We start from the raw sequence: 19,926 nt of genomic DNA, 5'->3' as shown, positions 1-19,926 counted from the left end.
CAATGGCTTCCCTGTTTCCCTCCCCGGACGACGACGCGGCCGACATGCCGGAGTTGAGCGAGATCAATGTCACACCCTTCATCGACGTGATGCTGGTGCTGTTGATCATTTTCATGGTGGTCTCGCCGCTGGCCACTGTCGACCTGAAGATCGACTTGCCGGCCGCCACGGCCAAGCCCGAACCCCGTCCCGACAAACCTCTGTTCGTTTCCCTGAAGGCGGACCGCAGCCTGTATCTGGGCGAGTCGCGCGTGGCGCGCGAGCAGCTGGGCAGCCTGCTCGATGCACAGACGGGCGGCGACCGCCAGCGTACGCTGTTTTTCCAGGCCGACAAGCAAGCCGCGTATGAAGACGTGCTGGGCGTGATGGACGCCCTGCGCCAGGCCGGCTACCTGAAAGTGGGCCTGGTCGGCCGGGAGGGTGGGTGAATCCGCGCCCCGTATTGAACTGGGGCATCGCCACGGCGCTAGTGGTAGCGGGCATGCTGGCGTTGCTGCTGTGGGCCAGCTGGCAGCCCGTCGCCGTGGCGCCCGCCAACCCGGCGGCCAGCGTGATGGTGGTATTTGCCGCACAGGCGATGTCGCAGGAAATACAGGTCGCGCATGCCGTGGGCGCGCGCCAGTCGGCTGCCTCCAGCTCGGTCCGGCCGCCAAGGAGCGCCATCCGGCAAGAGGCGCTGCCCGTGCTGGCGCGCGCCGCCGTGCCGGAGATCGTCGCGGCGGAAAAAGAGGAAAAGGCGGCGGCCAGTCCGTCGGTGGAGCCGGGCAAGGATGCCGCGAGGGAAGCGTCCGTGCCCGCGCAGGCCAGCAGCAGCGCCACGCCGGCACCAAGCACCGTGCGCGGTCCGCAGGCGGCGCCGTTCGACAGCGACACGCCATCGAACAGCGCGGCGCCGGCCAGCTGGCAAAGCCAGGTGCTTGGCCACCTGGCGCACTTCAAGCGCTATCCGGGCGATGCGCGCCAGCGCAAGCGGGCCGGCGCCGCCTGGGTGCGCTTCCAGGTGGACCGTGACGGCAAATTGCTGGCCAGCGAGCTGGTCACTTCATCGGGCACGGTGCTGCTCGACCGCGAAGCCTTGCAAGTGCTGCAGCGCGCGCAGCCGCTGCCGGCCCCGCCCGACAACGTATTGCGCCAGGGCACGGTAACGGTGACCTTGCCCGTGTCGTTCAAGCTCGATGCCGAGAGCGGCCACGGCGCCAGCTGAATTTCACATTTTTCAATAACATAACAAATCGAGGGTGTATGCATATCAAGACAATGACGCAGGCCGTGGGCATCTGCATGGCCTTGCTCGCGCAGCAGGCATGGGCGCAACAGGCGCAAGACAGTGGCAAGGTGGAATTTTCGCCGCTGAATGTATCGGGTGAAACGGTGCCTGCGGAACGGCAGGCGCTGGAAAAACCGGGCGCCGTCAGCGCGCGCGGTGCGGACACGCGCTTGCAGAGCGTGGACCAGATCGTGCGCAGCATGCCGGGCACGTTTACCCAGATCGATCCGGCGCAGGGCGCCGTCAGCGTCAACATCCGCGGCTTGTCGGGCCTGGGGCGCGTCAACATGATGGTCGATGGCGTGAGCCAGAATTACTATGGCAGCGCGCCGTCGTCCGTGTCGCACGGCGGCGTGCCCAGCAGCCAGTTCGGCGCGCTGATCGACCCGAATTTCATCATCGGCGTGGATGTGTCACGCGGCAATGTCGTCGGCGGCGACGGCGTCAATGCGCTGGCCGGCAGCGCCAATTTCCGCACCATCGGCGTCGATGACGTCGTCTTCGCCGGGGAAAAGACGGGTGCGCGCACGAAGATGTCGGCCGGAAATAATGGTGTGGGACGCAGCGCCATGCTGGCCGTGGCCATGAAAAACCCGGCCTTCGATGGCGGCAGCGTCGGCTTCATGGCCGCCACCAGCGCCAGCGTAATCGGCAACAACTACAAGAATGCGAAGGGCGTCAACAGCGAGGAATTCGGTTTCGGCTACAACCGCTATTACAAGCAGAAACCCAAGTCGCAATTGCTGAAGCTGGACCTCACATTGAGCGACTTCCACTCGCTGGAACTGTCGGCGCGCGATTACCGCAGCACGTTTACGCGCCGCGACATTCGCAGCGATGACTACTACGTAAAATATCACTACACGCCGTTTTCCGAGTTGATCGATCTCAATGTGGTGGCCAGCAGCAGCCGCGGCAACCAGAAATACATGCCCGAGGCGCTGACCAATTTCATCAACACGAATGCAGCCAACCGCGCCGACGCCTTCGACATCAACAACACCAGCAGCTTCAGGCTGGCGGGCGGCGATGCGCTGGTGACCATCGGCGGCAAGCTGATGCGTAATAAATACAGCAAGCACGTGGAAAGTCTGGTCGACGATCCGGACAACCCGGATGCGAACCAGCAATCGATTGAAAACAATACGTTTGGCCCCGAGGGCGTGCAAAAGATCAACAGCCTGTATGCGGGCCTGCAATACAACCGCGGCATTGTTCAAGTCAATGCGGGCCTCAACTACACGCACTTTGATTTGACGGGCCACAAGCCCGCCTGCGACCCGCGCGTGCAGTGCTTCCCGCAAGGGGCAAGCGATATTGCGTTGAAGGAGCATGGCATCAATCCCTCGCTGCTCGTTTCCGCGCAAGTGACGCCGTGGTTCCAGCCGTTTGCCAGCGCCGAGCGCACCATGCGCGGGCCGAATCCGCAGGAAGTGTTTTTCTCGAATGACGGCGGGGCTTCGATGAACCCCTTCCTGAAGGGCGAGCGGGCCAGCACCTACCAGCTGGGTTTCAATTCCAGCCTGCATGGCTTGCTGAGCAAGAACGATGTGCTGAACTTCAAGGCTTTGTATTTCAAGAGCAAGATCGACGGCTATATCACCAGCCAGTCCTTCCTCGTGTGCGACAGCGGCCGCAAGTGCAATATCGCGGAAGTGATCGCCAATGACTGGCAGAATGTGGATGACTACATGACCAATATGTATATCTACATCAACTCGGCCACGCCCGTGTATACACGCGGCTGGGAACTGGAAGCGCAATATCACCTGGGGCCGGCGTATGCGCGCCTGTCGTACACGCGGGAAACGACGCGCCAGCCCACGTCGATCGCCAGCGCCTGGTTCGGCGCGGCCGACATCAGCGAGCTGCCCAGCGTGTACTACAACCTCGACGTGGGCACGCGCTTGCTGGACAACAAGCTGGAAGTGGGCGCCATCCTCAAGCACACGGGTTCGAACCGCCGCCTGTCGCCGGAGAATGAGGCCGATGAAGCGACGGGGGAAGTGCTGAAGGCCGACAATCCGAAGATTCCTGCCGTGATCGACCTGTATGCGAGTTACCAGGTCAGCAAGAATCTGTTCCTGCGCCTGTCCGTGCAGAACGCCATGAACAAGGATTTCTCGGAAGCGCTGAACCGCCTGAACTCGATGCCGTCGCAGTCGCAGGAAAATACGCCGCTGAGCACGGCGCGGGGCAGGACGTATGTGGCGGGGCTGGAGTACCGCTTCTAGTTTTTTACCAAAGTTGCGACGCCTGACAAAACTGTAGCGAGCGGATGTGATTTGTGGCCGAGAAGCGCAACTGTGCTGCAGCACAGTGAGCATCGCCGGCCGCAAAGCGCACCGCGCAGTAAGTTTTGTCAGGTGTTATCAGCGTGGTGTGGTGCCATAGTAGCTGTGGATCGAATTGGCCCACGTCTGGTCCGCCATGTTCGGCCAGTTATCCGTATCGAAGCCGGGGGCGTTTTCGATGCGCTCCTTGTCGACGTTCAGGGTGAAGCGCTTGTTGACGGTGTCGAGCAGCAATGCCTCCCAGGGCACGGCGAACAGCTTTTCGCCGATGGTGAAGACGCCGCCGTGCGACATGACGGCGTAGGCAATCTTGCCGCTGCGCATGTCGAGCATGATTTCCTTGATTTCGCCCAAGTGTTCATCCTTGGCGTTGTGCACATGGTCGCCGATCAGGGTGTCGGCACCCATCAGTTCAGGGCCGGGGCCTTTGTGGCCGCGGTTGACATACATGCCGTAGGCGTCGCGTTCTTCGTAGCTCATGATGGACCTCCTGTTGAAAAATCCCAGTCTGCCGCCGGGGCCCGGCAGGGTCTGTTCGCTCGCCCACACAAAGTATGGAATTGGAAATATTTCAATTATTGCTATCGGGTAATTTTGTTGTGCGTAGACAGCAGGAGGGGGAGGGATAGTCGGTATTTGGCGCAAATTTCCACGCGCGGGGGGCGACGCAGGCGGGCTTTAGTGTATAATTTCAATTTCCCGCACGTGCCGTTCGGCACCATCTGCAATGACCAAATTTGTCTTCGTCACTGGTGGCGTTGTGTCTTCCCTTGGAAAAGGGATTGCCGCCGCCTCCCTCGCCGCGATCCTCGAATCGCGCGGCCTTAAAGTCACCATGCTCAAGCTCGACCCGTATATCAACGTCGATCCTGGCACGATGAGCCCTATGCAACACGGTGAAGTATTCGTCACCGATGACGGGGCCGAAACCGACCTCGACCTCGGTCACTACGAGCGCTTCATCTCCACCCGCATGAAAAAGGTGAATAACTTCACCACCGGCCAGATCTATGAATCGGTGATCCGCAAGGAACGCCGGGGCGAATATCTGGGCAAGACCGTGCAGGTGATTCCGCATATCACCAATGAAATCCAGGATTACATCCGCCGTGGCGCCGAAGGCTACGACGTGGCCCTGTGCGAAATCGGCGGCACCGTCGGCGATATCGAATCCTTGCCGTTCCTGGAAGCGGCGCGTCAGCTGAGCCTGCGCGCCGGCCGCAAGAACACGGCCTTCGTCCACCTGACCCTGGTGCCTTACATCGCCTCGGCCGGTGAACTGAAGACCAAGCCGACCCAGCACTCGGTGCAAAAGCTGCGCGAAATCGGCATCTTGCCGAACGCCTTGCTGTGCCGCGCCGACCGCGCCATCCCGGAAGACGAGCGCGCGAAAATCTCGCTGTTCTCGAACATCGAGGAAGACGCCGTCATTTCCGTGTGGGACGTCGACACCATCTACAAAGTGCCGCAAATGCTGCACGACCAGGGCCTCGACAAGATCATCTGCGACGCGCTGGACCTCGATCCTGCGCCGGCCGACCTGTCGATCTGGAGCAAGTTGATCTACACGATGGAGCACCCGAAGGCGGAAGTGACCGTCGGCATGGTCGGCAAGTATGTCGAGCTGACCGAGTCGTACAAGTCGCTGATCGAAGCGCTGCGCCACGCCGGCATCCACACGGAAAGCCGCGTCAACATCGAGTACATCGATTCGGAAGAAATCGAAACGACCGGTTGCGACAACCTGGGCAAGTACGACGCCATCCTGGTGCCGGGCGGCTTCGGCAAGCGCGGCGTGGAAGGCAAGATCAAGGCGGCCCAGTTTGCCCGTGAAAACAAGATCCCTTACCTGGGCATCTGCCTGGGCATGCAAGTGGCCCTGATCGAGTACGCGCGCAACAAGGCTGGCATGCCGAACGCGAATTCGACCGAGTTCGACCTTGATACGGATCAACCTGTCGTTGCACTGATCAATGAGTGGCAAAACCACGATGGTAAAGTCGAGTTGCGCGATGAAAACTCGGACCTGGGCGGTACCATGCGCCTGGGCGCGCAGACCTGCGCCGTCAATCCGGGCACCCTCGCCGCCGAGATCTACGGCAGCGTGGTGACCGAGCGTCACCGTCATCGCTACGAAGCCAATAATCACTACCTGGCCCGTGTCGAATCGGCTGGCCTGATCGTGTCGGCCCGCACGCCAAGCGAAGATTTGTGCGAAATCATGGAATTGCCGCGCACGGGTGAAAATTCCCACCCTTGGTATATGGGCGTGCAATACCATCCCGAGTTCAAGTCGACGCCACGCACCGGCCATCCGTTGTTTACCTCGTTCATCAAGGCAGCGCTGGCGCACAAGGAAGCCAACGCCGCTGCGCAATAACGCGGTCGATCGCGACAGTATTACCCGTAAGACAGCTCCCGGCCAGATCGTTCCCGCCGGGAGTTTCTTTGCCCCCTTTGTGCAATTGCGCATCAGAACGCAGTGTGCAGCCCCTGTTACGCTTAACTTTGGAGAATGACATGAGTGCTATTGTTGATATTATCGGCCGCGAAATCCTGGACTCGCGCGGTAACCCGACCGTCGAATGCGATGTGTTGCTGGAATCGGGCGTGATGGGCCGTGCGGCCGTGCCGTCGGGTGCCTCGACCGGTTCGCGCGAAGCCGTGGAATTGCGCGATGGCGACGCCAAGCGCTACTTCGGCAAGGGCGTGCTGCAAGCATGCGAAAACATCAATACCGAAATCTCCGAAGCCATCATGGGCCTGGACGCCAATGAACAGGCTTTCCTGGACCGTACCCTGATCGACCTGGACGGCACGGAAAACAAATCGCGCCTGGGCGCCAACGCCATCCTGGCCGTCTCGATGGCCGTTGCCAAGGCTGCCGCCGAAGAAGCGGGCTTGCCGCTGTACCGCTATTTCGGCGGTTCGGGCGCCATGCAGATGCCAGTGCCGATGATGAACGTCATCAACGGCGGCGCACACGCCGACAACAACCTGGATATCCAGGAATTCATGATCATTCCCGTGGGCGCCCCGTCGTTCAAGGAAGCCGTCCGCTACGGCGCGGAAGTGTTCCACACGCTGAAAAAGATCCTGCACAAGAAGGGCCTGAACACCAACGTGGGCGACGAAGGCGGTTTCGCGCCATCGCTGGCCAACCATGAAGAAGCCATCAAGCTGATCATCCAGGCCATCGAAGAAGCGGGCTACGAGCCGGGCACGCAGATCGCCATCGGCCTCGATTGCGCCGCGTCCGAGTTCTACAAGAACGGCAAGTACGAAATGGAAGGCGAAGGCCTGAGCCTGACCGCCACCGAGTTCACCAACCTGCTGGCGACCTGGTGCGACAAGTACCCGATCATCTCGATCGAAGACGCGATGCATGAAGGCGACTGGGACGGCTGGGCGATCCTGACGGCGGAACTGGGCAAGAAAGTGCAACTGGTCGGCGACGACCTGTATGTCACCAATACCAAGATCCTGAAAGAAGGCATCTCGAAAGGCATCGCCAACTCGATCCTGATCAAGATCAACCAGATCGGTACCCTGACGGAAACCTTCGCCGCCATCGAAATGGCCAAGCGCGCCGGCTACACGGCCGTCATTTCGCACCGCTCGGGCGAAACGGAAGACTCGACCATCGCCGATATCGCCGTGGCTACCAACGCCCTGCAGATCAAGACGGGCTCGATGTCGCGTTCGGACCGCATGGCCAAGTACAACCAGCTGCTGCGCATCGAAGAAGACCTGGGCGACATCGCCAGCTACCCTGGCCGCGATGCGTTCTATAATCTGAAGTAAGCTGATGTAAAACCCACTGGCCGGCCGGAGATATCCGGCCGGTTTTTTAACTGAATGCCCCATGCGCCTGATTACGCTCGCCCTGGCAGCCCTGCTGCTGTTGATACAATTTCCCCTCTGGCTGGGCAAAGGCGGCTGGCTGCGTGTTGCCGACATGGAAGCCCAAGTGGCGGTGGCCAATAAAAAGAATATGGAATTGAAGGCGCGCAACGCCAAGCTCGAATCCGAAGTGCGCGACCTGAAGGATGGCACGGGCGCCGTCGAAGAGCGTGCCCGCTATGAGCTGGGCATGGTCAAACAGAATGAGATTTTCGTGCAGATCGTGCGCAAGGGACAAACCCCGCCACTGCTGGAAACACCGGTGGACGCCGCGGCACCACATTAAGATAGTACTACTTCCCATTTGCCAGCCTGGACCGATTGCCAGGCTGACATATCACTTTACTTCCTACTTATTACCTTGTACTGCTGCACACGACTGGCCGCATGGCGCGGCGTGCTGCTGCTGCTGCTGCCTTGCTGCTTGCTGATCAGAAACGGGCCTTGCCGGTCGTGATCAGGTAAAAATGGATGCCGGTGACCACGACGGCGACGGCGATCAGTGCGGTTTCGAGAAATATCATAAAAAATCCTTGTGAGTAAATAGTTAGCTTAAAAAACGTCCAGGGCCAGGCGCCAAGCCGAAGACAGTACGAACGTACGGCGAGGCGCAGGCAACGCCGCCCTGGGCGTTTTTTTAGCCGCGCGAGGCCAGGAAGCGCAGCTCAGCTGCCAGGTTTGGCATCAGCTTTTCGTAGCGGTTCGCTTCCGAGTTCAGCAGGGCGAAATCGCGCTTGCTTGGGCGCACATAGCGCTGTTCTTCATCGGTGACGCTGCTGGCGATGACTTCCTTCTGTGCCAGTTCGCTGTACGGCTTGGAAGCGAGCAGGGCGCCCAGGAAGGCGCGCGTGGCGCGGCCCAGGTTGCTGAAGTAGTTGTCGTTGTCGTTGCTGTAGGTGTTGGTAAAAGTGGACATATGCCCTCCATGAATGGTCTGTTGTTGCATTGCACAATAATGGAGTTGGCGATATATGTCTAATTTCAAATTCCAATTTCAGAAATTCAAGAAACGAATAATAAGGGCGTAGCCGCCGGCCACGCCCTGAAAAAGAATTTGTTACCAAATGTTTATCCCGCGGCGATGCGTCCCAAACCGGGATCGTCGCTGAAAAAGCCGTCGAGTCCCGTCTCGATGTAGCGCCGCATTTCCGCCACGGATCCCGCTTCGTTGCGCGCGTTTTCTCCATTGCCGTCGCGGAAGTCGGCCGCCAGGAAACGGTTTTCCGGGCGGAAGGTCCACGTGTGCAGCAGTAAGCCTGCCTGGTGCGCATCGTCGACGATGGCGGTGGGCTTGGCCAGGCGCTGGTCGGCGCCCAGCGCGATGACGCCTCGCGTTGGCGGCGCCACCACGTCCGCGTAGGCGGCGATGTCGCGCAGGCCGGCCGGCGTTGTCATCTGCCCGAACGTCAGCTTGCCGCCCGCCTTGGCCACGTCCATCGGACGGATATCGCCGCCCACCACCAGCTGCATCAGGCGCACGTTGGCGCGCCGTCCCAGCTTCTCGCGCAGGTATTTCAAATTGGCCACTTCGAAGGACTGGATCTCTATCGGCGCGCGGCGCGTGTACTCGTGCGCCAGCAGGGTCGACAGGAAACGGTCTTCCAGCGCCAGGCCAGCATCGCGGAAATACGTGGAACTTTTCAGCTCCGGCACGAGGCCGATGATGCGTCCGCTGGCGGCCGATTGCGCTGCAACAAAATCGATGATTTCTTCCCACGTGGGGATCTGGAATTGTCCATCGTACAAGGTGTTGCCGGTACGTACTTTCGGCAGCCGTTCGATGGCGCGCAGGGTTTTCAGTTCCGCCAGGGTGAAGTCGTCGACGAACCAGCCTTCGTGCCACTCGCCGTCGACCATCTTCTTGCCGCGCCGGCTCGCAAACTCGGGACGGCGCGCCACGTCGGTGGTGTCGATCAGGTTGCTTTCGTGGCGGGCCACGAGAATGCCGTCGCGCGTGGCCACCAGGTCCGGCTCGACGTAGTCGGCGCCGTCGAGGATGGCCTTGGCGTACGACGCCAGCGTGTGTTCTGGGCGCAGGGCGCTGGCGCCGCGGTGGGCGAACACCAGCGGACGCGCCGGTTTTGTCTCCAGCAGGCCGGCCGCGAAGCCGGGCGCGGCGGCCAGGGCCAGGCCGCCGACGGCCGCCTGGACGAAGCTGCGGCGCGAAAAGTGCCGTTGCGGCAACACCGGGGCGAGCTGCGGCGCGCGCATTAGAAATCCGCCGTCAGGGTCAAAAAGCCCTGGCGCGGGGCGATCGGGAAGGTGTTGTACGTCTTGTCGGCCGCGCCCACGACCACGTTCAGCGCGCCTTCGCGGTTGGCCAGGTTGCTGACGTTGACTCTCCAGCGCGGATTCTTCAGCCAGCCGGCCATGGCCGGCAGCTTGCCCGACACGCCCAGGCCCATCAGGAAATAGCTGGGGACCGACAGATCGTTGGTGTACGTCGCGTAGCGCTTGCCCACATAGTCTCCCGTCAGCTGCACTTCGATATCGCCAACCGTGGCGGAAGCAACAAACTTGTTCAGCCATTCAGGCGAGCCCGGCACGTTCTTGCCCGCCGTCAAGACCAGCGCGGCGCCATTGTTGTAATTGTCCGCGTACTGCGAGCGGTTGTACGACAGGGCATTGTAGAACGAGAAATTGTTGCCGAAGTGAACAGTGCCCGCGATATCGATGCCGTCCGTGCGCACGCTGCCCACGTTGGCCAGCACGGGGTTGCCGCCAATGATGGAGGAAATCACGGGCGTGGGGCTGATCTGCAGCAAACGGTTGCTGAAATCGACGTGGTATACATTGACTTGGCCATCGATGGCCGTGATGGCGCCCAGGTTCAATGGGTGGCTGCCGCGCACGCCCACTTCATAGGTGAGGGCCGTTTCCGGCTTGGCGTCGCGCTTGAACAGGTCGAAGGCGGCCTGGCTCGACAGGCTCCAGGGCGAGGCGCCGCCGCCGCCATAGGTGACGAACTGGCGCATGTTTTTCTGGATGTTGAAGTACAGCTGGTCTTGCGGCGTGAAATCCCAGCGCGCGCCCACTTGCGGCAAGAACCATTTTTTCGTGTTGATGGTGCCGACCGGCAAGGCCGTGGAGCCGCCGGCGATGGCGCCCTTGGCCGGCTGCACGGGGAATTGGCCGTCGGCAAACTGCAGGCTGGACTTGAAACCGGCTTGCAGGGCGATATCGGGGCGGATGCGCCATTCATCCTGCAAGTGCAGCTGCACCACCTTGTTGTCGATCTCGCTGCCGTACTGCGTGATCAAAGGATTGCTGGGGCGGTCGTACGGCGACGTCGGGTTGTTGACGTCGAGCGCATACCAGCGGCGGTAGGCGGACGAGCGGTTCTGTTCCAGCCACAGGCCCGCTTCCAGCTGGTGATTGCCGATTTCCTTGCGCAGGGTGGAAAGGAAGCCGCCCCGCTTGATGTCGTATTCCGTCGTGCGCACGGCGTAGCCCGAGTTGCCGAACACCTGTTTCAGGTTCTGTTTCGGGTAATACACGCTGAACAGGCCCGGCAAGCCGGCCACGCCGATGGGGCCGGCCACCACGCCCGCGCCGTCATCCTTGTGGTAATACACCTGGTTAGCCCAGGTCATGCCTTCGGACAAGTTGGCGTCGAACTTGGCGTAGGCCAGGTAATCGGTGCGCTGCGCATCGCTGTAGTAGTTGCGGTAATTGTTGCCGTCCGCGGCAGGCGTGGCGCCCGTGGGCGACAGGTAATTCAGCGCCGCCTTGAAGTCCGGATACAGGAAGGGGCGCGTGTAGGGCGCGCTCGTCTCGCCGGCCACGTGCACGGTGCTGTCTTCGTTCGGCTCGATCTTGTCCGAGTAATTGAAGAACAGGGTCAGCTTGCCCGCCTCGCTGCGGTTGACGTATTTGGCGTTGAACTGGTCGCCGCCCTGGCGCGCATCGAAGTCCCAGGCGCGCGCTTCATGGTGCAGGATGGAAAAATAGGCGCTGCTGCCATCGCCGAAGGCGCCCGTGTCATAGCGGGCAAACGTGCGCGAGGTGCGGTGGCTGCCCACCGTTTGCTGCACGCTGGCGCCCTGCGTGGCCAGCGGGTCGCTGGAATAGGTTTCGATGGTGCCGCCCAGGTTGCTGGTCGAGGCCGTGGCCAGGTCGCCCGCGCCCGAGGACAGCACGACGCTGCGCACGTTTTCGCTGATCACGGCGCGCTGCGGCGACAGGCCGTTGTAGTTGCCGTACTGCTGGTCGCCCAGCGGCACGCCGTCCATGGTGTAGCCGAGTTGCTGGCCGGAAAAACCATGCACGAACAGCGACAGGTTCTGCTCGTTGTTGCCCCACGGGTCGGCCGTCTGGAAGCTGACGCCGGGCAAGGTTTGCAGGGCTTTCAAGGGATTCGTGCCGGGCAGGATTTTCTGGATTTCATTCTTGCTCAGGGCAACCGAAGAACGCGTCTTGCGCGAGGAAATCTCCACGGTGGCCATCGGTGCATTGTCGTCGGCAGCGGGGGCAGGGGCGGCCATGTCGGTGGCGGCGGATGCCACGGCGGCGGCCACGGCCGTTTGCGCCAGGGCCGGCAGGCTCAAGCCTGCGGCGCAGGCGCCCAGCAACACATGAAAGGAATGGCGGCGCAGGGCCAGCGTCAAGTGGGTATTCATCATCAGCCTGTGGAAAGTAGGAAGTAATACAAGCTGCGCAGCGTAACGGCGGCGCGTGACGGGCTGATGACGAACTGATGACGGAACGATGACAGTGGAAACAATTGCGCCGCCTCAAGGGCGGCGCGGCGGATTCATTGCGAAACTGTAATGCTTAGTTGATGCTGGCGGCTGGCGGAATCAAGACTTCGGCCGGCGCATCGGTAATGAACAGCTGTGCGCAATCGACCTTGTCGAATTCATAGTGCTGGCCGCAGAAGTCGCAGTTCACGCCCACCTGGCCTACTTCTTCCAGGGTGCTGTTGACTTCTTCCTCGCCCAGCATCTTGAGCATATTGCCCACTTTTTCGCGCGTGCAAGTGCAATGGAAGCTCGGGTGCAGCGGGTCGAAGACGCGGATTGTTTCTTCCCAGAACAAGCGCTGCATCAGGGTATCGATGTCCGTCGACAGGATTTCCGCCTCTTTCAGGGTCGACGCCAGCATCACGGCGCGGTTCCACGTGTCCAGCGCGTCTTCTTCCGACACGGGCGTCGCTTCGGCCTTGCCGCCGTGGTGGGGCAGCTTTTGCAGCAGCAGGCCGCGCGAGACGCTGTCGTCCGTGGCCAGCCACAGGCGCGTGTCGAGCTGTTCCGAGCGCAACATGTAGTTTTCGATCACGGTGGCCATGTCGTCGCCGTCCAGCGGCACGATGCCCTGGTACGGTTGCTGGCCCGGCACCTTGTCGGCCGGATCCAGGGTGATGATGAAGCGGCCCTTGCCTGTGGCGTTGAGCAATTGCGGCACGGTGGCCACGTCGGGAATCGTGGCGTCCGGGTCCAGCTTGGCCGTGGCGCGCAGGCGCAGGTCGGAGTCGCACTCGACCACCATCAGGCGCACGGGGCCGTCGCCATGGATCTGCATGATGATGGAGCCGTTGAATTTCAGGTTGGCCGACAGCAGGGCGGCGGCGGCCACCATTTCGCCCAGCACTTTTTTCACGGCCGTCGGGTAGGCGTGGCGCGACACCACTTCCTGCCAGGTGGTCGAAACGTCGATGAACTGGCCGCGCACGGCGGCGTTGTCGAAAATAAATTTTTGCAGGGTATCCTGGCCGGTAAGGGCTGCGCTGATTGCGCCCGTGGTTTCAGTCGTCATTCTCTTATCCAATCTTCTTGAGTTGCGTATTAAATAGCTGGCCGCGTTGCACATAGTTCACGGCGTTGCCTTGTAGCCTGGTGATATCGTCTGCCGTCAGGGCCCGCACGGCTTTCGCCGGTGAGCCGATGATCAGCATATTGTCGGGAAATTCCTTGCCTTCCGTGACCAGCGCACCCGCGCCGACCAGGCAGTTCTTGCCGATCTTCGCGCCGTTCAGGATCACGGCCTGGATGCCGACCAGGGCGCCATCGCCGATCGTGCAGCCATGCAACATCGCCTGGTGGCCGATGGTCACGTTCCGGCCGATGTCCAGCGGGTAGCCCGGATCCGTGTGCAGCACGGCGCCTTCCTGCACATTGCTGTTGGCGCCCACGGTGATGCGTTCGTTGTCGCCGCGGATCGTGGCGCCGAACCATACGGACGTATTCGCTTCCAGGGTCACCTTGCCGATCACGTTGGCCGTGTCGGCAACAAAAGCGGAAGCATCAATCAGCGGCGCATCGGCGCCCAATTGGTAGAGTGTCATCGTTAGCCTGTGGCGGTGGTGGAAGCGCCGGGCACGGCCGGACGCGGAAGTTTTGCGCTATTTTACGCTGTTGCAGGGCAAGTCCGAGCGCCGGCCGCTAATCCGGTATAATTATCGAACGGTCGTACTTTTATGCGCACCCTATCTACAGACACAGCATGTGGCGCCATCCGCGCCACTTTCAAGGCAGGCATCCGATGAAACCCATGAAACTTTCCCGTTCCGAATTCATCAACATCCGCGGCGCCCGTACGCATGTGCGCCATTGGGGCCGTGTAGGCGCGCCCATCCTGTTCATGGTGCACGGCTGGATGGACGTGGCCGCCTCATTCCAGTTCGTCGTCGACGAGTTGCAAGGCGACTGGCACGTGATCGCGCCCGACTGGCGCGGCTTTGGCCTCAGCGACTACACGCAATCGGACACCTACTGGTTCCCCGACTACCTGGCCGACCTGGACGCCATGCTGCTGCACTATTCGCCGGACCTACCCGTCAACCTGCTGGGCCACAGCATGGGCGCCAACGTGGCCGGCCTGTACGCGGGCGTGCGCCCGGAGCGCATCAGCCGCTTCATCAACCTGGAAGGCTTCGGCATGATGGCAACGCAGCCGGAGCAGGCGCCGGCCCGCTACGCCAAGTGGCTGGACGAATTGCGCGAGCCGCCCGCCATGCGCAGCTACCCTTCGCAGCGCGCCGTGGCCGAGCGCCTGCAAAAGACCAATCCGCGCCTGCCGGACGAGCGCGCGGCCTTTCTGGCCGAACACTGGTCGGCACGGAACGAGGCGGGCGAGTGGGACATCCTCGGCGACCCGCGGCACAAGCGCGTCAATCCCATCCTGTACCAGGTGGAAGAAGTGATGGCGTGCTGGCGCCGCATCACGGCGCCCGTGCTGTGGGTGGAGGCCGATGGTACGAATATGTGGCAGTGGATGGGGCCAAAGGAAGAAGCGCGCATTGAAATCGACCGGCGTTTGGCCTGCATCAAGGATGTGCGCTGCGAGATGATGGCGGATGCGGGCCACATGCTGCATCATGATCAGCCAGCGGCATTGGCGCGGCTGGTGGAAGCCTTTTTGGCCTGATGTGTGTCGGGAACGCTGCAGCGCGATTGGCCAAGCAGCGTACAATGAAAACTTCTTCCATGCTGAGCCCGTGCAGGGTATTGTTTTCACATGCTTAAAGTCGACCTGCATTGTCATTCGAATATCTCCGACGGCGTGCTGTCACCTGCCGCCGTGGCCGCTTACGCGCGCAAGGCGGGCGTGGACGTGTGGGCGCTGACGGATCACGATGAAGTGTCCGGCGTCGCCGCCGCGCGCACGGCCGCGCTGGACCTGGGCATGCGCTTCGTGGCCGGCGTGGAAATTTCCATCACGTGGGCCGGCGAAACCGTGCACATCGTCGGCTTGCAAGTCGATGAAAACAATCCGGGTCTCGTGCAGGGCTTGCACCGCACGCGTTCGGGGCGCGACGCGCGCGGCCGCGAAATCGCCCGCCAGCTGGACCTGGCCGGCATCCCCGACGCCTATGAAGGGGCCTTGAAATTCGTCGGCAACCCGGACCTGATGTCGCGCACGCACTTTGCCCGTTACATCGTGGAAACGGGCAAATGCGCGAATATCCCCGACGTGTTCAAGAAATACCTGTCGGAAGGCAAGCCGGGCTACGTCGAGCACCGCTGGGCCACCCTGGCCGAAGCGGTCGGCTGGATCCGCGGCGCGGGCGGCGTGGCCGTCATCGCCCATCCGGGCCGCTACCGCTTCAGCGACATGGCGCAAGGCGTGCTGTTCGATGAGTTCAAGCAACTCGGCGGCGTGGCCATCGAAGTCGTCACGGGCAGCCACAGTCCAGACCAGTATCCGGAATACGCGCAGTTGGCCAATGCCTACGGCTTCCTCGCCTCGCGCGGCACGGATTTCCATGCGCCGGGCGAGTCGCGCGTGGATTTTGCCATGCTGCCGCCGTTGCCAGCCAACGTCACGCCCATCTGGCACGACTGGTTTTAGCTGGCAGCCAGGCAAATCTGCTGCGCGGCGCGCTTTGCGGCCGGCGATGCTCACCGTACTCCAGTACGGTTGCGCTTCTCGGCCACAAATCACTGCCGCTCGCGACGATTTTCCTGGCTGCCGATGCGCCGTCGTGTCGCTGCTTGAAATCTGCGTTTGCGTGCATATCTTTTTGTTATTCTTGTTATACATAGTCATCCGGAGCCATCGCCCATGAAACGTATCGTCCTGTTTATTGCAACCAACCTGGCCGTGATGCTGGTGCTGTCGCTCGTGCTCAGTTTGCTGGGCGTGGGCAATCCGGCGCGCGGCAGCAGCCTGAACCTGGGCAGCCTGCTGGTGTTTTCGCTGGTGGTGGGTTTTACAGGGTCGATCTTTTCCCTGTTGATCAGCAAACCCATGGCCAAGTGGAGCACGGGCGCGCGCGTGATCGACAACCCGACCTCGTCGACGGAATTGTGGCTGGTCAATACCGTGCGCGCCCTGTCCGAGCGGGCCGGCATCGGCATGCCGGAAGTGGCCGTGTACGAGGGCGACGCGAATGCGTTTGCCACGGGCGCCTTCAAGAATTCGGCGCTGGTGGCCGTGTCCACGGGCTTGCTGCAAAGCATGAACCGCGATGAAGTGGAAGCCGTGCTGGGCCACGAGATCGCCCACGTCGCGAATGGCGACATGGTCACCCTGACCCTGATCCAGGGCGTGGTGAATACCTTCGTCGTCTTCATGGCCCGCGTGGTGGGTTTCTTTGTCGATAATGTCCTGTTGAAAAATAACAACCGCGAAGGCGGCGGACGCGGCATCGGTTACTTTGTGACCGTGATGGTGTGCGAAGTGATCTTCGGCTTGCTCGCTTCCATCATCGTGGCCTGGTTCTCGCGCCAGCGCGAATTCCGCGCCGACGCCGGTTCCGCCAAGCTGCTGGGCAGCCCCACGCCGATGATGCATGCGCTGGCCCGCCTGGGCGGCGTGCCGCCGGGCGAGCTGCCGCAATCGATGCAGGCGCTGGGCATCAGCGGCGGCAATGGCGGCTGGGGCGCGCTGTTCGCCACCCATCCGCCGCTCGAACAACGCATCGCCGCGCTGCGCGGCGTACAATAATGCTAACTTAACAAGCTGGTTCGCCAGAACGCTGACACATGAGTCAATTTTTTCATATTCACCCCGACAATCCGCAATTGCGCCTGATCAAGCAGGCGGCGCAGATCATCCAGTCCGGCGGCGTGGTGGCCTTGCCCACCGATTCCTGCTACGCGCTGGTGTGCCAGCTCGACGACAAGGGCGCCGTCGAGCGCCTGCGCCGCATCCGTGGCGTGGATGAAAAGCACCATTTAACCTTGCTGTGCCGCGACTTGAGCGAACTGGGCGTGTATGCCCGCGTGGACAACCGCCAGTTCCGCCTGCTCAAGGCGGCCACGCCGGGCGCCTACACCTTCATCCTGGAAGCGACGAAGGAAGTGCCGCGCCGCCTCAGCCATCCTTCGCGCAAGACCATCGGCCTGCGCGTGCCGCAGCACCGCATCGTGCAATGCCTGCTGGAAGAGCTGGGCCAGCCGCTGCTGGGCGCGACATTGACCTTGCCGGGCGACGAAGACAGCCTGACGGATGCCGACACGATCCGCGAACGGCTGGAAAAGCTGGTCGACCTGATCGTCGACGGCGGCGTCTGCGCGCATGGCCCCAGCACCGTGATCGACCTGACGGGGCCTGAGCCGGAAGTGGTGCGCGTGGGACGGGGCGACCCGGCCGTGCTGGGCTTGTAGAGGGACATGGCGCGGCCGTTGCGGCGCAGTTCTTCATCTGTTCTTAATGACAACGTAAGAAAGGGGCCGGGACTGCTCTGGTAGAATCGCGGTCATGAGCGATTTCAATACGATAGTCCAGACCGTTGCGGTCTACCTGGTGCCGGTGCTGTTTGCCATTTCCCTGCATGAGGCGGCGCACGGCTACGCGGCCCGCTATTTCGGCGATCCCACGGCCTCGAACGAGGGCAGGCTGAGCCTCAATCCCATCCGGCATATCGATCCTTTCGGCACGATCTTGCTGCCCTTGATGCTGTATTTCACCATCCAGGTGCCGTTCGGCTATGCCAAGCCGGTGCCCGTCGATTTCAGCCGCCTGCGCAATCCGAAGAAGCAGATGGCCTGGGTGGCGTTTGCCGGGCCTGGCGCCAATTTCGTCATGGGCCTGGGCTGGATGATCGCCTTTGTCGTGCTCAGCGTCCTGCCGCCGACGGAAATGGGCATGTTTTTCCGCAAGATGGCGGGCGCCGGCGTCAGCGTGAATGCGGCCATGTTCGTCTTTAACCTGATTCCCGTGCCGCCCCTTGATGGCGGGCGCATCATGACGGGCTTGCTGCCGATGCAACTGGCGCGCCCGTACGCCAGCATTGAGCGCTACAGCCTGTATGTCTTCGGCGCCCTGGTGCTGCTGATGTACACGGGCATCCTGAACCGTGCCTTGCTGGCGGCGATCGAATTTGTCATCGGCATGTTTGTCACCCTGGTCACGCCCCTGACGGCCCTGTTGACGTGAGATAAGCTGGATGTACGACAGGCAACTGGATGGTCGTAAATAATTGATGGAAGTACCGATGCAAGTAACTGAACCAATACTAGAAGCCGAAGCGATTTCCGGCTGGCTGCGCCGCTGGGCGCCCCTGATCCCGGGCGGCGAAGTGCTGGACCTGGCCTGCGGCGCCGGCCGCCACGCGCGCCACCTGGTGAGCCTGGGCCACCCCGTGATCGCGCTCGACCATGATCCGGAAATGCTGGAAAAGGCGGCCGGCACGGGCATCACCACCTCGCTGGTGGACCTGGAAGCGCCGGGCGCCGTGTGGCCTTTCGCTCCCGGCCGCTTTGCCGGCATCGTCGTCACCAATTATCTGCACCGGCCGCTGCTGGAAGCCATGGTGGCCAGCCTGGCGCCCGATGGCGTGTTGCTGTACGAAACGTTTGCCGAGGGAAATGAGCAGTTCGGCAAGCCGTCGAATCCGAAATTCCTGCTGAAGGAAGGCGAAATGCTGACCTGGGCGGTGCAGCACGGCTTGCGTGTGGTAGCGTATGAGGATGGGCGCGTGGAACAGCCAAAAGCTGCTCTGGTGCAACGAATTTGTGCCGTCCGGCCGGATTTTCCACGGTTGGCAGCCCTGCTGCCGACGTTTTGAGCGGCCATACTATGTCAGAATGCACCACAGGCGCGGGCTATCCGCTACAATCGTTGTTTTATTTATCGGCGCTATAAACTTACTATGATCAAGGGCAGCATTGTAGCAATCGTCACCCCGATGCACGCAGACGGCAGTCTGGACTTTCCAGGTCTGCGCAAGCTGATCGACTGGCATATCGCCGAGGGTACGGACGGCATCGTCATCGTTGGCACGACGGGCGAATCGGCAACAGTCAGCGTGGAAGAACACTGCGAACTGATCCAGTTGACCGTCGAACATGCCAAGGGACGCATTCCTATCATCGCCGGCGCCGGAGGCAACTCCACGGCCGAGGCCATCAAACTGACGCGCTACGCGAAAGAAGCGGGCGCCGATGCTGTCTTGCAAGTGGTGCCGTACTACAACCGTCCTACCCAGGAAGGCATGTACCAGCACTTCAAGGCCATCGCCGAAGCCGTCGACATTCCCGTCATCCTGTACAACGTGCCTGGCCGCACGGTTGCCGACATGAGCAACGAGACCATCGTGCGCCTGTCCGCCATCCCGAATATCGTCGGTGTGAAAGATGCGACCGGCAATATCGGCCGCGGCATCGACCTGCTGCGCCTGGTTCCAGCGGACTTCGCCGTGTATTCGGGCGACGATCCGACGGCCATGGCGCTGATGTTCTGCGGCGGCCACGGCAACATCTCCGTGACGGCCAACGTCGCGCCGCGCGCCATGCATGACATGTGCGTGGCGGCCATGGCGGGCGAGCGCACCACGGCGATTGCCATCAATAACAAAGTTTTTCCTTTGCACCAGAAATTGTTTGTCGAGCCCAACCCGGTGCCCGTCAAATGGGCGCTGGCCGAAATGGGCCTGATGCCGGCCGGCATACGCTTGCCGCTGGTGCCGCTGGCTGAAAATTGCCATGCCACCGTACGCGATGCCTTGCGCGACGCTGGCATCCTGTCCTAAGCCGAACTTCAAGCCCGGGCTTGACCAGTCCGGACCTTTCCTGATTC

Annotated in this window: 19 protein-coding genes; 13 read left to right on the top strand and 6 right to left on the bottom strand. The window is 61.8% G+C overall.

Annotated elements, in window-relative coordinates; translation table 11 throughout:
- Nucleotides 1–2 precede the first annotated feature (2 nt).
- Genes exbD through BZG29_RS22315 form a run of 3 tightly spaced genes read left to right on the top strand, consistent with a single transcriptional unit; the run spans nt 3 to nt 3,501 of the window.
- Nucleotides 3–428: a TonB system transport protein ExbD gene (gene exbD, locus BZG29_RS22325; RefSeq protein ID WP_077407663.1), complete on the top strand. Its 426-nt coding sequence runs from the start codon at nt 3–5 to the stop codon at nt 426–428.
- A complete protein-coding gene (locus BZG29_RS22320) occupies nt 425–1,204 on the top strand; it encodes an energy transducer TonB (protein ID WP_077407661.1) in 780 nt (259 codons plus the stop codon). The genes exbD and BZG29_RS22320 overlap by 4 nt, the downstream gene beginning before the upstream one ends.
- A 38-nt stretch (nt 1,205–1,242) precedes the next feature.
- Nucleotides 1,243–3,501, top strand: coding sequence for a TonB-dependent receptor (locus tag BZG29_RS22315; RefSeq protein WP_077407658.1), 2,259 nt, complete (start codon nt 1,243–1,245; stop codon nt 3,499–3,501).
- A 138-nt stretch (nt 3,502–3,639) separates the two neighbouring features.
- On the opposite strand, the gene BZG29_RS22310 is transcribed toward BZG29_RS22315, so the two are convergent.
- Nucleotides 3,640–4,041, bottom strand: coding sequence for a PRC-barrel domain-containing protein (locus tag BZG29_RS22310; RefSeq protein ID WP_077407656.1), 402 nt, complete (start codon nt 4,039–4,041; stop codon nt 3,640–3,642).
- A 247-nt stretch (nt 4,042–4,288) separates the two neighbouring features.
- On the opposite strand from BZG29_RS22310, the gene BZG29_RS22305 reads away from it, so the two are divergent.
- The 3 genes from BZG29_RS22305 (at nt 4,289) to ftsB (ending at nt 7,750) form a co-directional block, all read left to right on the top strand.
- The gene (locus BZG29_RS22305) at nt 4,289–5,941 is read left to right on the top strand and encodes a CTP synthase (RefSeq protein ID WP_077407654.1); all 1,653 of its coding nucleotides are present in this window, start codon (nt 4,289–4,291) and stop codon (nt 5,939–5,941) included.
- Between the two features lie 140 nt (nt 5,942–6,081).
- Complete coding sequence (eno, locus tag BZG29_RS22300; protein ID WP_034750709.1) at nt 6,082–7,365, top strand: phosphopyruvate hydratase; 1,284 nt, start codon at nt 6,082–6,084, stop codon at nt 7,363–7,365.
- Nucleotides 7,366–7,426: 61 nt separating this feature from the next.
- Nucleotides 7,427–7,750, top strand: a complete 324-nt coding sequence (ftsB, locus tag BZG29_RS22295; RefSeq protein ID WP_035821182.1) for a cell division protein FtsB — start codon at nt 7,427–7,429, stop codon at nt 7,748–7,750.
- Between the two features lie 351 nt (nt 7,751–8,101).
- Here ftsB and BZG29_RS22290 read toward each other — a convergent pair whose 3' ends face one another.
- From BZG29_RS22290 to BZG29_RS22270, 5 genes are all read right to left on the bottom strand, one after another.
- On the bottom strand, nt 8,102–8,380 hold the full coding sequence (locus tag BZG29_RS22290; protein ID WP_034783329.1) for a hypothetical protein: 279 nt from the start codon (nt 8,378–8,380) through the stop codon (nt 8,102–8,104).
- Between the two features lie 152 nt (nt 8,381–8,532).
- Nucleotides 8,533–9,675 carry a glycerophosphodiester phosphodiesterase gene (locus BZG29_RS22285; RefSeq protein ID WP_077407652.1) on the bottom strand — a complete coding sequence of 381 codons (1,143 nt, stop codon included), beginning with the start codon at nt 9,673–9,675 and terminating at the stop codon, nt 8,533–8,535.
- On the bottom strand, nt 9,675–12,086 hold the full coding sequence (locus tag BZG29_RS22280; protein ID WP_253192675.1) for a TonB-dependent receptor: 2,412 nt from the start codon (nt 12,084–12,086) through the stop codon (nt 9,675–9,677). The genes BZG29_RS22285 and BZG29_RS22280 overlap by 1 nt, the downstream gene beginning before the upstream one ends.
- Before the next feature lie 151 nt (nt 12,087–12,237).
- Nucleotides 12,238–13,218, bottom strand: a complete 981-nt coding sequence (gene hslO, locus BZG29_RS22275) for an Hsp33 family molecular chaperone HslO (protein ID WP_077407650.1) — start codon at nt 13,216–13,218, stop codon at nt 12,238–12,240.
- 4 nt (nt 13,219–13,222) lie between these two features.
- Nucleotides 13,223–13,747 carry a gamma carbonic anhydrase family protein gene (locus BZG29_RS22270; protein WP_070260363.1) on the bottom strand — a complete coding sequence of 175 codons (525 nt, stop codon included), beginning with the start codon at nt 13,745–13,747 and terminating at the stop codon, nt 13,223–13,225.
- Between the two features lie 206 nt (nt 13,748–13,953).
- Here BZG29_RS22270 and BZG29_RS22265 point away from each other — a divergent pair, with 206 nt between their 5' ends.
- The 7 genes from BZG29_RS22265 (at nt 13,954) to dapA (ending at nt 19,879) form a co-directional block, all read left to right on the top strand.
- A complete protein-coding gene (locus BZG29_RS22265) occupies nt 13,954–14,829 on the top strand; it encodes an alpha/beta hydrolase (protein ID WP_077407648.1) in 876 nt (291 codons plus the stop codon).
- A 90-nt stretch (nt 14,830–14,919) separates the two neighbouring features.
- Nucleotides 14,920–15,753 carry a 3',5'-nucleoside bisphosphate phosphatase gene (locus tag BZG29_RS22260; RefSeq protein ID WP_077407646.1) on the top strand — a complete coding sequence of 278 codons (834 nt, stop codon included), beginning with the start codon at nt 14,920–14,922 and terminating at the stop codon, nt 15,751–15,753.
- 213 nt (nt 15,754–15,966) lie between these two features.
- On the top strand, nt 15,967–16,851 hold the full coding sequence (gene htpX, locus BZG29_RS22255; protein ID WP_077407644.1) for a protease HtpX: 885 nt from the start codon (nt 15,967–15,969) through the stop codon (nt 16,849–16,851).
- Between the two features lie 38 nt (nt 16,852–16,889).
- Entirely contained in the window at nt 16,890–17,513 is a 624-nt protein-coding gene (locus BZG29_RS22250) for an L-threonylcarbamoyladenylate synthase (protein WP_077407642.1), read from the top strand.
- 94 nt (nt 17,514–17,607) lie between these two features.
- Entirely contained in the window at nt 17,608–18,285 is a 678-nt protein-coding gene (locus BZG29_RS22245) for a site-2 protease family protein (protein ID WP_077407640.1), read from the top strand.
- A 58-nt stretch (nt 18,286–18,343) separates the two neighbouring features.
- Nucleotides 18,344–18,916, top strand: a complete 573-nt coding sequence (locus BZG29_RS22240; RefSeq protein ID WP_077409237.1) for a class I SAM-dependent methyltransferase — start codon at nt 18,344–18,346, stop codon at nt 18,914–18,916.
- 84 nt (nt 18,917–19,000) lie between these two features.
- Nucleotides 19,001–19,879 (top strand): 4-hydroxy-tetrahydrodipicolinate synthase, encoded by an 879-nt coding sequence (dapA, locus tag BZG29_RS22235; protein ID WP_077407638.1) that lies wholly within the window; start codon nt 19,001–19,003, stop codon nt 19,877–19,879.
- The last annotated feature ends 47 nt before the right edge of the window (nt 19,880–19,926 follow it).

It is taken from the genome of Janthinobacterium sp. LM6 (genome assembly GCF_002002885.1).
GTDB classification, from domain to species: Bacteria; Pseudomonadota; Gammaproteobacteria; order Burkholderiales; family Burkholderiaceae_D; genus Janthinobacterium; species Janthinobacterium kumbetense.
The sequence above is the reverse complement of the archived record's forward strand: the minus strand, read 5'-3'. Positions and strand labels throughout refer to the sequence as shown.

Bases quoted from the DNA above. Each gene is read 5' to 3' on its own strand.
- BZG29_RS22245 (WP_077407640.1), top strand. From the start codon at position 17,608: ATGAGCGATTTCAATACGATAGTCCAGACCGTTGCGGTCTACCTGGTG.
- BZG29_RS22250 (WP_077407642.1), top strand. From the start codon at position 16,890: ATGAGTCAATTTTTTCATATTCACCCCGACAATCCGCAATTGCGCCTG.
- BZG29_RS22265 (WP_077407648.1), top strand. From the start codon at position 13,954: ATGAAACTTTCCCGTTCCGAATTCATCAACATCCGCGGCGCCCGTACG.
- BZG29_RS22290 (WP_034783329.1), bottom strand. From the start codon at position 8,380: ATGTCCACTTTTACCAACACCTACAGCAACGACAACGACAACTACTTC.
- BZG29_RS22285 (WP_077407652.1), bottom strand. From the start codon at position 9,675: ATGCGCGCGCCGCAGCTCGCCCCGGTGTTGCCGCAACGGCACTTTTCG.
- BZG29_RS22280 (WP_253192675.1), bottom strand. From the start codon at position 12,086: ATGATGAATACCCACTTGACGCTGGCCCTGCGCCGCCATTCCTTTCAT.
- BZG29_RS22270 (WP_070260363.1), bottom strand. From the start codon at position 13,747: ATGACACTCTACCAATTGGGCGCCGATGCGCCGCTGATTGATGCTTCC.
- ftsB (WP_035821182.1), top strand. From the start codon at position 7,427: ATGCGCCTGATTACGCTCGCCCTGGCAGCCCTGCTGCTGTTGATACAA.
- htpX (WP_077407644.1), top strand. From the start codon at position 15,967: ATGAAACGTATCGTCCTGTTTATTGCAACCAACCTGGCCGTGATGCTG.
- exbD (WP_077407663.1), top strand. From the start codon at position 3: ATGGCTTCCCTGTTTCCCTCCCCGGACGACGACGCGGCCGACATGCCG.
- BZG29_RS22315 (WP_077407658.1), top strand. From the start codon at position 1,243: ATGCATATCAAGACAATGACGCAGGCCGTGGGCATCTGCATGGCCTTG.
- BZG29_RS22260 (WP_077407646.1), top strand. From the start codon at position 14,920: ATGCTTAAAGTCGACCTGCATTGTCATTCGAATATCTCCGACGGCGTG.
- BZG29_RS22305 (WP_077407654.1), top strand. From the start codon at position 4,289: ATGACCAAATTTGTCTTCGTCACTGGTGGCGTTGTGTCTTCCCTTGGA.
- BZG29_RS22240 (WP_077409237.1), top strand. From the start codon at position 18,344: ATGCAAGTAACTGAACCAATACTAGAAGCCGAAGCGATTTCCGGCTGG.
- BZG29_RS22310 (WP_077407656.1), bottom strand. From the start codon at position 4,041: ATGAGCTACGAAGAACGCGACGCCTACGGCATGTATGTCAACCGCGGC.
- eno (WP_034750709.1), top strand. From the start codon at position 6,082: ATGAGTGCTATTGTTGATATTATCGGCCGCGAAATCCTGGACTCGCGC.
- hslO (WP_077407650.1), bottom strand. From the start codon at position 13,218: ATGACGACTGAAACCACGGGCGCAATCAGCGCAGCCCTTACCGGCCAG.
- dapA (WP_077407638.1), top strand. From the start codon at position 19,001: ATGATCAAGGGCAGCATTGTAGCAATCGTCACCCCGATGCACGCAGAC.